General features: G+C 44.0%; 9 protein-coding genes and 1 pseudogene. 7 read left to right on the top strand and 3 right to left on the bottom strand.

The window, feature by feature from the left end; all coding sequences use genetic code 11:
• Nucleotides 1–767: 767 nt before the first annotated feature.
• Together AB4238_RS04680 and AB4238_RS04675 are read right to left on the bottom strand one after the other, a co-directional pair.
• Nucleotides 768–1,937, bottom strand: coding sequence for a BamA/TamA family outer membrane protein (locus AB4238_RS04680; RefSeq protein ID WP_372031798.1), 1,170 nt, complete (start codon nt 1,935–1,937; stop codon nt 768–770).
• A gap of 65 nt (nt 1,938–2,002) precedes the next feature.
• On the bottom strand, nt 2,003–3,640 hold the full coding sequence (locus AB4238_RS04675; RefSeq protein ID WP_372031795.1) for a hypothetical protein: 1,638 nt from the start codon (nt 3,638–3,640) through the stop codon (nt 2,003–2,005).
• 430 nt (nt 3,641–4,070) lie between these two features.
• On the opposite strand from AB4238_RS04675, the gene AB4238_RS04670 reads away from it, so the two are divergent.
• Together AB4238_RS04670 and AB4238_RS04665 are read left to right on the top strand one after the other, a co-directional pair.
• Complete coding sequence (locus AB4238_RS04670) at nt 4,071–5,786, top strand: cation:proton antiporter (protein WP_372031794.1); 1,716 nt, start codon at nt 4,071–4,073, stop codon at nt 5,784–5,786.
• A 31-nt stretch (nt 5,787–5,817) separates the two neighbouring features.
• Nucleotides 5,818–6,391, top strand: a pseudogene (locus AB4238_RS04665) (IS5 family transposase); the annotation flags it as partial.
• Nucleotides 6,392–6,558: 167 nt separating this feature from the next.
• Here the strand turns inward: AB4238_RS04665 and AB4238_RS04660 are convergent.
• The gene (locus AB4238_RS04660) at nt 6,559–7,464 is read right to left on the bottom strand and encodes a LysR family transcriptional regulator (protein ID WP_372031791.1); all 906 of its coding nucleotides are present in this window, start codon (nt 7,462–7,464) and stop codon (nt 6,559–6,561) included.
• A 228-nt stretch (nt 7,465–7,692) separates the two neighbouring features.
• Between AB4238_RS04660 and AB4238_RS04655 the strand changes: the two genes are divergently transcribed.
• The 5 genes from AB4238_RS04655 (at nt 7,693) to AB4238_RS04635 (ending at nt 14,157) form a co-directional block, all read left to right on the top strand.
• Nucleotides 7,693–7,905 carry a DUF1656 domain-containing protein gene (locus AB4238_RS04655; protein WP_028763126.1) on the top strand — a complete coding sequence of 71 codons (213 nt, stop codon included), beginning with the start codon at nt 7,693–7,695 and terminating at the stop codon, nt 7,903–7,905.
• A 12-nt stretch (nt 7,906–7,917) separates the two neighbouring features.
• Nucleotides 7,918–8,781, top strand: a complete 864-nt coding sequence (locus AB4238_RS04650; protein ID WP_372031790.1) for an efflux RND transporter periplasmic adaptor subunit — start codon at nt 7,918–7,920, stop codon at nt 8,779–8,781.
• A 12-nt stretch (nt 8,782–8,793) separates the two neighbouring features.
• Nucleotides 8,794–10,191, top strand: a complete 1,398-nt coding sequence (locus AB4238_RS04645) for an FUSC family protein (RefSeq protein ID WP_372031788.1) — start codon at nt 8,794–8,796, stop codon at nt 10,189–10,191.
• A 417-nt stretch (nt 10,192–10,608) separates the two neighbouring features.
• The gene (locus tag AB4238_RS04640; protein WP_220743030.1) at nt 10,609–12,291 is read left to right on the top strand and encodes a porin family protein; all 1,683 of its coding nucleotides are present in this window, start codon (nt 10,609–10,611) and stop codon (nt 12,289–12,291) included.
• 300 nt (nt 12,292–12,591) lie between these two features.
• A complete protein-coding gene (locus tag AB4238_RS04635) occupies nt 12,592–14,157 on the top strand; it encodes an amidohydrolase family protein (protein WP_372031787.1) in 1,566 nt (521 codons plus the stop codon).
• The last annotated feature ends 108 nt before the right edge of the window (nt 14,158–14,265 follow it).

Raw genomic sequence — 14,265 nt, 5'->3', positions numbered from 1 at the left:
CTAGGTTCTAGGTTCTAGGCCAATAGAATCATATAAGCTAGAGTTACTAATAGCTTTACAGGCACAAGCAATGCGATACCGTGAAAAAGTGCCAACAATAACGCCACAACAACGCCAGCACGATGTTATTTCAAACTGATTGCTTTTGTAGCTAAGCCGTCAAGCTTTCTCAGAAACAACACCATGAGCATACGGCTCTTTATTACCAGCCGCTGAAGGCTCCATGATGGGGTGGAAAAGTGCCGACAATAACGCCATAACAAAGAAGGCTAAGAAAGTAATTTCAAACTGATTGCTTTTGTAGCTAAGCCGTCAAGCTTTCTCAGCCCATGAGCATACGAGTAGTATGTGATTGGGTGAGAAAGTGCAGACAATAACGCTACAGAAGCTAGCAGGATGTCGCTGCAAGCATAAGTTGACATAAACAGCATGTTTTTTTCAATACGTTAACCCAAATATGTAACCATACCCTGACATAAAATATAACCATAAGCTGACATATTGCGTAAGTATCTTATTAACTAGAATTTTTGCTCGTCCTTTTACTACAACGAAAATAGTATCTATTACTAACCCATTCTGGGACAGGAAAGAGCCTGTGATTTTGTGAACTTATCTGCTAATTTTTTTTCGCAATTTATCATCGAGCTTAGCTAGCGTATGGTGGACAGCCCCAAGTCTTATGGATAGATTTCATCTAAGCATGGTTTTTCGGGGGATTCCTGTAGTTACTTTCCTAATCCACTTATGGGCATATGTAGTACACGTTAAAATCCCGAACCCAACTTAAAGTAAATCGCATTTTCCTCACCACTAGTGGCTAAATCTACCCCCATGTGGATGCCGTAACGTCGGGCAAGTTGATAGCGAAAACCTACCCCGTATGCATTAACTGAATCATCACTCTCTTCAATGGCGTCGCTGCTGGTCACGCCATAGCCATAAAATGCAGATACCGTCCAACGATGATCGATGTGATACATCAACTGAGATTGCACTGTGGCCACTTGCTCACCTTGATACCTAAATGCAGACACGCCACGTAGATCAACATAAGGCTTAGTGGTAGGTGATAAGTGACTGTCACCAGCATAGAGTTGATCATAGCTCCCAGCAAACGCAAACGTCCAGTGCTTAGTAAGCGGAATATACACTTCGCCACTGGCACCTAAGGTCTGATAATTGTTATCTGAACCAATGGCTTCATCGTATACCATGTACTCGGCCGATACTGTGTAGCCCTTCTTGGGGAAGAACATATTATCGCGGGTGTCGTACTCGGCAATGAAGCCTAAACCCGACGTTGTGGTTTTATCCCCTAGGGTATTTTGTAATATCCAATCAACCAAAGGATTAGAAGATGAAATACTCGACTCGGCCCACAACTGCTTAATCCCTAGTAATAATGGCGTATCCGTGACCCTAAACTGCACTTTTTGCATGGCAAACAGTGCCTCTGTTGAGGTATCAAATTGAAGCGGATGCTCTGGAGGCAATAGCCCTTCTAAACGGGTGTATATGTCGAGGTTACCATTGGCCGCACCGCCAACAGCGGTATAGCGAATGCTGTCCTTTAACCAAGAGTGACGATGCCCTGCGAAGGCAAACCATGTGCCATTTGCCGTGCCTCCACCACCGACCAAGGTCATGGCCGCTGGCATAAGCTGGGCACCGCCATCAATAGACTCAAGCGCCTTTTGCCTTCTTAGCTCTTTCTCCTCATCAGTCTCGTGCAAAAAGAGTCCCACGACCCCGCCTCCAGCTCCAACTGCGGGCTCGGTGATCAATACTGGCACAGGCAAAAAACCATAGGCATTTTCAGCAAGGTGATACCCCAAATCAAATTGACCATCTTTCTCATCAAAAAAATAGCTGCTATCGGCAGCGACCTGTGACGATGCCATAAGCAAGGCACAGAAAAGCTTTTTTTTAATCATAGTTGTAACTCATTAAATTGTTTGAAAAGAATTCTGTTCTTCGCCACATGAATGTGGTGCTAAGTTCACAGCAAGCGCAACGCTGCCGAGACGACAATCATCATCAACACACTTGATGTGAGGTAGGAAATCGTGAGCGCGTAAAAAGTATCGCGCTGTCGATACCCAGCCGACATCTCATGTCCCATAGGCTGGCGTCCACCTTTCCATCCCATTAATTCGGCTGGCTGTCTCACTTTGAAAATCCGAAATGCCAGCAGAAATGAGAGCAACTGGGAGATCAACACCACGCAGAAACCTATCAGGGAGGTTTTGACCCCATTGGCCTGTATCGCATCGATCATGTGCGGCCCCAAATAGATACCTGTCACTGCGGTAAACGCCAGTAGCGATAAATTACGCAAGTAACTGCTAGTATTCGCAGGTAATAGCTCCAATGGATTGACCCTGTGACAGGCCCAGCCCACAGCGATACCCGAGACAAGGCTGCTCAGCCCCATGCTGAAATAGAGATACAGGCCGCCGATATCGAGATGCCAGAGGCTAATGAGATAGGCCACCACCAGGCCAACCCCGAAGAGCGCTTGGTTCCCCCCTTGATGTGGGAGAGCCTGGCCAACATCTTGTTTTATGGCCTGTATGTCGTCGGAGCACCCAGTGATCTGCAAGATATCATCGCGGGTTACCACTAGCTCTGGGGTGATCTCCAGGGCCTGATCGTCCCTGAACATGGCCGTGATACATACGGCTCTCAGGCCACCTTGGTTGATCGCCGTTTTAATTTGATGCAGCGACTGGCCGACAAGCTGTCCATGAATCAAAATCAAATGGTTCTCTTCGCTTCGATCAGGTTCAAGATCGCTGGGCAGTTCAGTGCCCAAGAGGTTGTCATCGAAGTAAAACAAGGCATTGTGGCAACCGGTAATCGTAAGCACATCGCCTGCAACAATGGGCGCATCCTCGGCCGGCTTAGCACCGCTGGTGGCCCGCGACAGCGCAAAGAGAGTATCGATAGAGGGCTCATTGAGCTGCGCCAGAGTCTTACCCACGACGGTACTGTCGGCATTAACCTGAAAGACACGTCTGACGATATTACTGTAGGTATCCACAACATGATGTGTCGTCGTATCCCCCAATAAACGTGTCGTGACAGCAGGCAGCAGCCAAGTGATCATCAACACAGGTACCAGCACGCCAAATATGACGGTGGTCATATAGCCTAAATGCACCTGGTGCTGGGCAACCTGCTTAGCCGTTTCCGTCAATCCCGGCAATTGACCTATCACTTCGCTGGCCTCACTGAGAATTTCCGGGTGGACAAAACTTCCAGCCGTCATGCCAATGGCCATGAATAGATTCAGGTCAAACAGCCAACAGGCAAAGGCCAGGGTCAGTATGGCGATCAGGCTCATCGACATACTAGCCACCAATATCGATCTTCGGCGCAGCTTGAGCGTGTTGATGAGACGGTATCCCCCCTGGTACCCCACCAGATACATGAAGATCCCGAAGAAGACCCATCTGATAGATGGCGTAACCTCGCCCCCCAGCAGACCTATTAGCATGCCCACCAGCAAAGTGCCGACTATGCTGCCCAGACGAAACCGACCCAGCCTGAGCTTACCCACCAGAAAACCCATTACCAAGGTAATCAAAATGGCGAAATAGGTGGATAAACTCACAATGTCTTGTAATGCTTCCATTGACTGATCACTTCTAAATCAATAAGTTCTATAATGTGTAAAGGGATTGCCCCTCGATAATTGATAGAGTTTATGCGCAAAGATTAAGCAAAGATAATCACCTATGATGGATCAAATCCTTCATAAGCCGCGAGATGTTGCCTTAAGTGGCATTGTTAACTAAATCGTCTTTAACCATTTTCTGGCCCATTGGCTTATCTCATCCATGGTTCAGATCAAGGCATCCGAAACTCACATTCGGGAACTATCCGAACCTTCCCTGGCATGTTTTTCATACTGTTCTACGTTATTATTTGACTGATTCAATCCATCAAATGCGAGTTAGAACAGTCATGCTGTTCTCCTACAATGATTCGGCAAACCATTTGAGCAATGTACTTACATGTCCCTGATTTAAAAATATCGACGCATCACATCTAATGAGATATAAATGGATACTTATTTACTTCCTGCAATAACCGCTCTGTCAATTATCACTCTAAGTATTATCTTTTTCTCCCGTATAGGAATGGGAACCATCGTGGGTTTTATCGTTGCCGGCATCTTATTAGGCCCCAATACTCCGGGTCCTATTGCTGCAACAAACATTGAAGCAATTCAGAGTATTGCAGACTTTGGTGTGGTGCTATTTCTATTTACCCTTGGCTTAGAGATGAAACCCAAGCAACTTTGGAATATGAAAAAATCTATTGCTATCCAGGGTATTGGGCAAGTATTAATCACATCGGTCATATTTTCATTTCTGGGTACTTTAGTCGGCTTAACATGGGAAGTTGGTTTTGTTATTGGTGCGATATTCTCACAATCCTCTACAGCTGTGGTGATGACACTTCTTGAAGAAAAGAGGCAGCTAAACAGCCCTCATGGTAAAAACATCTTCTCCAATTTGATGGCCCAGGATATGAGTATTGTGCCGATAATGGCATTAATCCCGATGCTAGCTCATCAACAAAATACTCATGACCACTCATTGCTTTATAGTGCTCTGATGGCAATCGGCTTACTGGTTACTATTTTTATCATTGCTCGTTATATATTGCCTTTTTGCTTAAAAATTTGTGTATTTAACGACAACAAAGAAGGTTTCTCGTTATGCCTATATATGACAATTTTTATAACAGTGTGGCTTTCAACCACTGCTGGCATGTCTGAAACATTAGGGGCATTCGTGTTGGGTATGCTGTTATCCACATCTGATTTTAAGTTCATGCTAGAAGAAGTTGTGTCGCCATTTAAAAAAGTATTGATGAGTCTGTTTTTTCTAGCCGTTGGTATGTCGATACAACCAAATATCATTGTTGATGATTTAGGCTATATATTGCTATGGCTATCAGCGGTATTAATAGTTAAAACCTTGGTGTTCATTGTACTGGCTGTGATCGATGGCAAAGGTTTGCCTATCGGAATTAAAACCGGCTTTGCATTAAATCAAGTCGGGGAATTTGCTTTTGTGTTACTGGGCATTGCGACTACCTCAGGGGCGTTAGATACCCATAGTGCAGCGGTAGGTTTTATTATTATCAGTATCAGTATGATCATCACCCCTTTAATGAATAGCCTTGGTAACAAGCTTGTCAAACGCTATTTATCTAGCACAATAACCGACGCTAACAGTACCCCTATATTAGATAATGAGCTCATTATTATTGGTCTAGATGAGGTTGGACGCTTAATTGCTTTATTAGCCGAACACGCAGGTATTAGTTACACCGCTTTTGACAATGACTATGAATGTGTGAAAAGAGGCAAGTCATTGGGATTAAATGCGCATTATGGGGATATTCTTAATCGTGGCATTCAAGATAAAGCTCGTTTAACCGAGGCCAAAGCGGCATTTATTTCGGTTACCAATTCGTCATTACTCAAAGAGATTGCGTTAAAGTTAACCCAATATGAACACTTAGATATTTATGCAAGAACAAATACAAGGGAAGATGAATTATTTTTAAAACAAAATGGGATTAAATATGCTGGTTCCGTTTATATAGAAAGTACCTTGCAAAGAGGTAAAGAGCTATTAGTTAATTTTGGGTTTTCAGAGCAAGACTCCACAACCTTGATTAATAAAATCCATGAAGACATGAAACAAAAAAATGATGACAGTCTAAAATGTCCTAAGGAAGGTACGAATAAGTTCCAGATGTGAGATTCTCATGTCGTGACCTGAACGTACCCAGATGAGCCAGCAACTGACTTTTGCCGACAGTGAGTTTTCCAGTAAACGCCGCCAGACTCGCAAAGAAGTCTTCCTGGGCCGAATGGATGACTTGCTTCCCTGGGACAAATTACTTGGCGGTATCGAGCCTGTATATCCCAAGGCCAGTAACGGTCGCAGGCCCTATCCGCTGGAAACCATTGCTGCATTCACTGCATGCAGCAATGGTACAACCTGAGCGATGAGGCCATGGAAGATGCCCTTTACGAAATCGCCTCCATGCGCCAATTTGCCCTGCTGTCAATGAGCAAAGCCATTCCTGAACGTACCACAATCATGAATTTCAGGCACTTGCTGAAACAACATAAATTGGCTCGCAAGATCTTCAGTACAGTTAATCGCTGGCTGGCAGAGTGTGGCGTTCTGATGACCCAGGGCACCCTGGTGGATGCCACAATAATTCAAGCACCCAGTTCCACCAAAAACAAAGGCAGCAGCCGCGACGAAGATATGCACCAGACTAAGAAAGGTAACCAATGGTACTTCTGCATGAAAGCGCACATCGGGGGGACTCCATAAGTGGCCTGATCCACAGTGATCCGCTCCGGTAAAACAGGACATTCCACTAAGCAGCATTTTTCCGTTCATAGTTTTCTGAACTGACACCGCCAAGTGCACTGTGCCTTTTGGTGCGATTATAATCAACTTTACTAAATTAAGATGATGTGCCAGATTGAATCGCGACTCTTACAATTAATGTTAGCTAGTGCAGGTTATCAACCGCGTTAAGGTAATCCGTTATGCATTTAGAAATCGTTTGTTTAACAATTGCAACTTGCTTTGAATGTTGACTCCACAGTGACACGGGCACATGAATAGCCTCTTTAATCTGATCGGCTTCTATCTCTACCATGTGGTCAGAATAGTACTCTGTGCGAGAAATAGAACGAGGCAGCAGTGCCCACCCCAGTCCCTCTTGCACCAATCTGATGATTAATGTCTGTTGATCGACCACCTCATATTGAGAAGAGAGAATGACTTTTTTTGCCATATCATCATCGAGCATCGACTTGAGTACAAACTGGCGGGTAGATTTCATGGCGGTGTAAGTATCATTTGGCGATAGCTGAGCAAGTTTGCTACTTTCACCAGTAAAGGGGAAAAAGGCCATGCTGCGCATCAACATCGAATCAATGCTGTTAATCAGTTTACTTTCAAAGACATTCACGAGTCCAAAATGAATTGAGCCATCTTGAATGCCTTGTTTGATTTCTGCTTTTGAACGCACCAACAGATTCACCCCCATAGAGGGGAAGTCATTCATTAGCGCTTTACGTATTGCCGTCAGTACCTGCTGAGGAATGAAGCTAGCATAAGCAATGGTTACCGACTCCAAACCACCGTAACTTAAACTCAACGCCATACGGTCAAAGGTTCGAGTTTGCTCTATGGCTTGTTTCGCATAGTGATAAAGCAAAGTCGCATCTTGTGTGGGTTCAACCGTTCGGCCAATCCTTTCAAACAAGGTAATGGCGAGCTGATCTTCAAGGTTAGTGATCACCTGCCCAATTGTGGTGCGATGCTTATCCAGTTTAACGGCCGCTTTACTAAATGCTTTTAGCTCGTAAACAGTAACAAAAGCAAGAAGTTGCTCTAAACTAAAGTTCATCAATCTACTCCCTTGAAATGCCCAACACACCAGCAACCCCAATAAGGTCTGATAATTGGACTAAGTTAACATATCCCACCGAGTTTGTTCATTTAATTTGATGGGTTTAATCCATCAAACACGATTATCACTTCGCATCCAACTCCACTAACATCTCAAGTCTAGAGAAGAAAGCTTACCTTTAACTCCAGGTAAAACATCGCTGTCACTACATAAGGCTAACTACAGATGAACATCATGCCCCACGAAATAGCATTAGGTGATGTCTATTTCCCGCCCTTATTGCTTGTTGGCATAATGGCGTACCTTCTTGCCAACGTTTTTACAACGATTGCTGTCAAGCTCGGCTGGCACAAATATATTGTGGCGCCAGCGCTTACAGAGCTAGCCATCACCATCATTTTCGTTGGCGTAATTAGTCAGTTTATTTCCGTTTTCTAAATAGGTATCAAAATGTTAAAAAAATACTTTCTCACACTGCTAATCGTGACAGCCGCGAGTGCGATTCTGTATAGCCAATATCAGACATATATGAAAAACCCTTGGACCAGAGATGGACAAATCCGTGCCCATGTTATTCAGATCACCCCTAGAGTCACCGGCCAAATCATCAAGATGCAGGTTGAGGACAATACCCAAGTCAAGCGCGGTGATCTCTTGTTTGAAATTGACCCGAGTATTTACCAAGTCAATCTAAGCAAAGCTATTGCCAGCGAAAAGCAAGCGGCAACATTACTCGAAAAAGCGAAAAATGAAGCGCATCGAGCAGTGAATCTTGAAAAACTGACCCCTGGTGCACAATCAGAGTTAACCCTCAACAACCTGCAAAACGCCATTGAAACGGCCAAGGCCAACCAATTAATGGCCAAGGCACAAGTTGAGGAAGCCGAATTAAATTTGCAATACACCCAAGTGACCGCACCCACCGATGGTTATATTACTAATCTCAACTACCGAGTCGGCTCGCAAGTGATCGCCAACAGCCCTGTAGTAGCTTTAATCGACGAAACTAGTTTTTGGATTGAAGGTTTCTTCAAAGAAACTGATCTCAAGGATGTCAGCATCAATAACCTGGCGCAGGTTACCCTGCTAATGCACGACAGCGAAATGCTACAGGGCAAAGTGCAGAGTATTGGTTACGGCATTGCTAAAGCTGACGGCAGTACCGGCAATGCCTTGCTGCCTAATGTTAATCCTAGCTTTCAATGGATAAGACTTGCTCAGCGCATACCTGTAAAGATAAAACTCGATAGCCTCCCCCAAGGACTTCAGTTGCGGATCGGTATGACAGCATCAGTAAAAATCGTAAAGCACTAAAGTGAAACTGTCATGCTCAGTCCATCAATAAAAGAATCCATTAAAGTCTCGATCTCTGTCGGTATCACCATCGCTTTGGCATTGTATTTTCAGTGGGACAAACCCTATTGGGCGGCCATTACCGTCATTGCGATTTCGGCAACTGAAACCTTTGGCCATGGCGTACAACAGGGCAAGCTACGCATATTGGGCACGGTCGCAGGCATCCTCTACGCCTTACTGCTAATCAGTCTGTTTTCTCAAGACCATTTGTTATTCATCGGTTTTTTCCACCTATTTTTAGCTGGGTGTGTCTTCTTTAGCGACAACAAGCGCTACGGCTATGCCTTTACAATGGCATTTACCGTATTTGCGATTGTTGCCATGTTGGGGGGCACTAATGGCAACGCCTCATTTGATATCGCTATACTAAGAATTCAAGAAACTATGCTGGGTGTCTTAGTCTACTCGATTGTCTATCGCTTGCTTTGGCCATCCAGCACCGAATCATTGTTTTTTGATTCTCTTAAAACTGTGACTAGTCAGTTTGATTTGGCGACATCAGCCATAGAAAAGGCATTGCTCGGTGAATATAAGATAGATAGAGAATCTGACATATTTGATAGTCAACGTCATATCAATAAACTCAGAGAAATACTCGCACTGCCTGTCGCGATTCATTATCGTTTGCGCCACGAAAAGACCAAATGGCAAATCGTTGTTGAAGCATGTGAAGCGATGCAAGCTAACATGACTCTGATTGTTGCTGAGATTGACAATGAAGTGGATAAACAGACAATCGTGAACAAACTTATCCAATTCAAGCATGAACTGATATTACTTGAAGCCGCACTCAAGGATGAAAAAATCCAAACCCAAGCATTAGCACTTTATTGGTCTCAATATACTGAAAATAAGGCCGCTGCAGATAAAACTATTAATGCTAAACAGCTCCGACTCAGATTAAACAACACATTGACTGCAACTGCTATCTCGTTAACTTGTTTCGGCTTATGGATCTATTTTTCGATACCTGGTGGGCCTATTTTTCCGCTAGTGGGTGCTGTGCTAGCCAACGTCACCGTGCATATGCCTGACAGTCTTATTCGGCAAGCTAAATTAGCCTGTCTAGCATGGGGAGTGTTATTTCTTGCTGAGTATTGTTTAGTACTAACGGCGCTCACAGAGCTCTGGCAGCTTATTGCCTTTTATATGGTAAACATGCTGTTGATATATGGACTGTGTGGCAAACCGTCATTGGCTGTGCAACGAATATTAGGCGGAAACCTGCTGCTTATCATGACCATGAATGCGTTACATAGCGCTCCACAGTTCGAAATAATAACGCCGCTATTCATGCTAACCATGATGGTGATCAGCTTGTCCGTGGCACGTTTTTACACACGCTTACTCCACATTAAGGCAAAGTAAATGAACGGAAACAGGCGATAAATAAAAAAGACGTCTCTGCGCGGGCTGAAGTCCGCAAAAACATTTCGATGGCCTCATACACCACCAAAAATGTTCAACTCTTAGAGAAAATAAGGCACAAACAGTAGGCAATTTTTTGTCTACTGTTTGTAAAGCAGATAATCAAATGAATAACTCCAAAGGGAAATACAAATTAAATTACAAATAAAAAACAATAACTTAAGAATAACTCTTTGACTTTTCCCTCTTCCATCAATTGAAGGGTTTCATCCTTCATAGGCGATTACTTAATTTTTACATCTGCTCATAAAATACCCTCGTTGAAGCGATATGACGACATATATCTGCAGCGTATATAACCCACAATGGGTCGAAAACGTTAACGCCATAGCGTGGCAAACTTTAAGGGTAACAACAATGACGAAAATGCACTCTCTCTCAGTTAGCAAAACCTCTATCGGCAAGACAATGCTTAAAGCGATTCCACTAACATTAGCCTTGGCATTTGCTCATGCTGCTTACGCAGATGAAATACAATTTGTCACCCAAGCACCAAGCGTAGCGCAGCAAAATGCCTTCGAACGCTACGGTATCTCTGACGAGATCCTCAAACTGGGTTTGAGTTCGCTCTCCCATGGTGATCAACTTGTTGAACATGTCCAACGTCGATTTGACGTCGGCGGTGAGGTGACAGAATCAGACGTTTTTTTAGTACAAAGCACTGACCGTAATGGTAATATCGATCTGAGAATTAAGTACGATGAGAGCAAGCTTGATTCAAAAGAAGATGTGATCGGCAATATCGAAAAAATAACCAAAATCGAGTATCGCCTAAAAAACTACTTAGAGAGCTTTGATAAGTCTTCAGTGATAGTGAATGAGCTATCACCAGAGGTGGTTGAAATTAGCTTTAACTACTCTAAATACGGGCTACCTCAAGACATCGCATACTTTAGATTTATGCGAGTAAAGCTAACAGTGATTAACGGTAGCGCAACTCAGATGGAGATCACCAACGCTAAGCCCTATGACTATGAAGGTTATCGCGTAGAGCAATACTCACAAAAAATTGAGTTTACCACGCTGGCCAACGGTAAAACCGTCATAGAAAGTAAGCAAATTGAAGCCACGGGAAATAAAGGCCAACGCGCTGTAAACTATAGCTCCACAATTAGGCCCGTTGCCTTTTATGACGACGAGTTAGGCACCATCGTCATAGATCAAGGCCTGCTCTCAACCGTTTCCGACCCACGCATTCGTGAAGAGAAGGTTGATCTGGACAGACTGTTCCCAATACTGGGTGATTTAGTGCGCCAGCAAGGCATTGATGTGCCGCTACCATATGGATTTTCAGTGGCTTACCGTAATCAAGATATGAATGTGGGCTTCGACAGCTTTGACATTATGGGGCTTAACCTAGACGAGTTTTTTGATCCATCAAGTTCATTTGGTACCGTCAGTGCAGAAAGCTACACATTAAGAGCCGATATCAATATCCTTCCCTTTTGGAACGTTTATGGCGTGGTGGGTAAGGTCAATGTCGATGCCGTAGTCGATGCACAATATACCGGCAAGATGAAAGACGTTTTCGAAGATAAATTAGGAGTCGTTGGCGGTAAGCTGGCATGTAGTGCAGTTGCTGGTGCAGGGGTTGATTTGTGCTCTCCTGGAGAAGTCAGCGTACCACTACACCTAGACTACGATGTGGCCGGAATAGGCACAACCCTTTCTGTTGGTTACAAAGAGTTTTTTGCATCCGTTACCGCTACGTATAGTGCAACACGTCTTGAGGGACAAGACAACTGGGGCGATGGTATTTTAACTATACAGCCTATGTTAGGTTATCAATTTCTTGATTCTCGAGCACAAGTCTTTGTCGGCGCTGAGTACCAAGGGCTGAAAGCGACAATGAGTGGAAACCTAGGCTATATCGACGCATTAGGTCGAGATTTTACTTATGACGTTGGCGTAGAACTTGAACAATGGGCTTACTTGGTCGGCTTTAACAAACAAATAGGCAGAAACTACAATATTACCGCCCTTTATAATAAAGGAGAAACCAGAAGCTCATTCACGATAAACTTCGGCTATCGCTTCTAAGTGAATATCAACAGTCATTGCCACTAAAAGACCCAACCTAATCCGTTGGTTTTTTTTGCCTAAAACATCAAGTTATCACTTAGCGTGCTTATCATCCATCATTAGTGATTTAGCTAAGCGAAATTACTAGCATAAACTAGCGATATAGCTCGCGAAGTCAACCCGCTAACACAGTAAGCGTGGACAAACCCGATAGCAAACTTAATATCGTGTTGTCATTAACCCTGATGGGGCTATAAATACTAAGTGTAATTAGCCAAGATTAAACTATTGAATCATCAATTAAGGAAAGCATTACTCATGAAAAAATTATCTTCATTTATGAAAAAAGCTTCTGTGATAGGCCTAGGGTTACTCTCTCCATTTGTTATGGCTGCAAACTATGACGTTGTAATCTTAAATGGTCGAGTTATTGATCCAGAAACTAACTTTGACGCCATCGCTAACGTGGGGATCAAAGACAACAAGATCATATCTGTCACCACCGATAAAATCACAGGCAGCCAAATCATCGATGCGACGGGCAAGGTTGTTGCGCCAGGATTTATCGACGTGCATGCTCATGGGCAGAATATAGGTGATTACAGAATGCAGGCGATGCAAGGTGTAACCACTATGCTTGAGCTTGAATCAGGCGTATTACCGATTAGTGATTGGTATGCCACTCAAGGGGAAAAAGGCTTGCCACTTAACTATGGCGCAGCTGCTGGCTGGACCTATGCCCGTATCGCAACCTTTAGCGACACCAAACCTGAAGCAACTGCCGGTTATTTCCAAGCAGCCCAGTCACGTAATGATTGGAAAATGGATATTGCTACGCCTGAACAAGAAAGTAAGATCATGAAGTTAATTGAACAAGGTCTTGATGAAGGCGGCCTCGGCATAGGAATTAACGCAGGTTACGCACCAGGCCATGGCCAAAAAGAGTATTATTCACTGGCTGAGTTGGCCGCAGAGCGTGATGTAGCCACATTTACTCATGTACGCTATGCAAGTAATGCGGAACCACAAAGCTCTTTTGAGGCAGTAAAAGAGCTGGTTGGTAATGCCGCCATTACTGGCGCACATATGCATCTTTGCCACATAAACAGCACCTCATTGAAAGATATCGACACCATCCTACCTATGGTCAATAAGGCACAGGAACAAGGCATAAATGTCACCGTTGGTGCTTACCCTTGGGGCGCTGCGAGTACGGTCGTAGGCGCAGCGATGTTTAGTGGCGAAGGCTGGCGTGAGCGCATGGGCTCAACAGCTGAAAACTTTCAGCTGGGCAAGGAGCGTATGACAGAAGAGCAACTTGCCGACTATCAAGCAAACAAGCCTGGAACCTTTATTGTTTGGCACTTTTTAGATGAGAGTAACCCTGCAGATTTGGCGAAGCTAGACGCATCGATCCTCAACCCAAATGTGTTAATTGAGTCTGATGAGATGTTCTGGATGCACATGGACGAAGAGGGTCATATTGACAACTATGCAGGTGATGAATGGCCACTACCAACAGATCTGTTCTCTCATCCTCGTTCAAACGGTACATTTGCCAAAGTACTAAGAATGTATGTGCGTGAACGCGGATTATTAAGCATGACTGAAGCGTTGCGTAAAATGACCTTAATGCCAGCGCGATTGATTGAAGATTTTGCCCCACAAATGAAATATAAAGGCCGCATTCAGCCTAATATGGATGCTGATATTGTGGTATTTGACCCTGACACTATCGCCGATGTCGGTACCTACCAAGATCCAAACCACCCAGCAGTGGGCGTTCATTGGTTACTTGTTAATGGTAAAGTCGTGGTGAATAACACAGAGCTAGACACCAGTGTCAAAGCGGGTAAACCTATTCGCCGCGAACAGAAAAAATAGGACTTTTCATAATAAGCGCAATACTTGTTATTGCGCTTATTTATGGCGAAAAAAGCTGTCCGTTTATCCGCATTGAATCGGCAATCAGCCTAAAGGTATAATTAACAC

This window comes from Shewanella sp. 10N.286.45.A1 (assembly GCF_041470405.1).
Classification (GTDB): domain Bacteria; phylum Pseudomonadota; class Gammaproteobacteria; order Enterobacterales; family Shewanellaceae; genus Shewanella.
This window is presented reverse-complemented; position numbering and strand designations above follow the sequence as displayed.

Bases quoted from the DNA above. Each gene is read 5' to 3' on its own strand.
- AB4238_RS04680 (WP_372031798.1), bottom strand. From the start codon at position 1,937: ATGATTAAAAAAAAGCTTTTCTGTGCCTTGCTTATGGCATCGTCACAG.
- AB4238_RS04675 (WP_372031795.1), bottom strand. From the start codon at position 3,640: ATGGAAGCATTACAAGACATTGTGAGTTTATCCACCTATTTCGCCATT.
- AB4238_RS04670 (WP_372031794.1), top strand. From the start codon at position 4,071: ATGGATACTTATTTACTTCCTGCAATAACCGCTCTGTCAATTATCACT.
- AB4238_RS04660 (WP_372031791.1), bottom strand. From the start codon at position 7,464: ATGAACTTTAGTTTAGAGCAACTTCTTGCTTTTGTTACTGTTTACGAG.
- AB4238_RS04655 (WP_028763126.1), top strand. From the start codon at position 7,693: ATGAACATCATGCCCCACGAAATAGCATTAGGTGATGTCTATTTCCCG.
- AB4238_RS04650 (WP_372031790.1), top strand. From the start codon at position 7,918: ATGTTAAAAAAATACTTTCTCACACTGCTAATCGTGACAGCCGCGAGT.
- AB4238_RS04645 (WP_372031788.1), top strand. From the start codon at position 8,794: ATGCTCAGTCCATCAATAAAAGAATCCATTAAAGTCTCGATCTCTGTC.
- AB4238_RS04640 (WP_220743030.1), top strand. From the start codon at position 10,609: ATGACGAAAATGCACTCTCTCTCAGTTAGCAAAACCTCTATCGGCAAG.
- AB4238_RS04635 (WP_372031787.1), top strand. From the start codon at position 12,592: ATGAAAAAATTATCTTCATTTATGAAAAAAGCTTCTGTGATAGGCCTA.